The 421-nt window shown below is 51.3% G+C and carries 1 rRNA gene; it reads right to left on the minus strand.

Annotated elements, in window-relative coordinates:
* Positions 1-232: ribosomal RNA gene (locus KNO73_RS14910) — 23S ribosomal RNA — on the minus strand; the annotation flags it as partial.
* Positions 233-421 lie beyond the last annotated feature (189 nt).

A 421-nucleotide genomic window follows, 5' to 3' on the forward strand; every position in this document is an offset into this window, starting at 1 on the left:
ATTTTCTTTCTCTTCCTCCGGGTACTTAGATGTTTCAGTTCCCCGGGTATGCCTCACGCCACGCTATGTATTCACGTGGGTGTCCCGCCGGTCTCCCGGCGGTGGGTTCCCCCATTCGGAGATCTCTGGATCGATGTGTACTTACCACTCCCCAGAGCATTTCGCTGTTCGTCGCGTCCTTCATCGGCTCCTAGTGCCAAGGCATCCACCGTACGCCCTTTCTACCTTGATCTAGCGTCTAAGACACACGGTCCATTATGGACCATATGTGAAATTGGTTTTTGATGTCTTGATGAATCTTCAGTTTTCAAGGAACAATCGAGGGACGAACCCTCAAAACTGAACGATGGGCAATGCCACATGGGCATTTTCCTTAGAAAGGAGGTGATCCAGCCGCACCTTCCGATACGGCTACCTTGTT

This window comes from Exiguobacterium sp. s83, assembly GCF_018617095.1.
In the GTDB taxonomy this organism is placed as follows: domain Bacteria; phylum Bacillota; class Bacilli; order Exiguobacteriales; family Exiguobacteriaceae; genus Exiguobacterium; species Exiguobacterium profundum.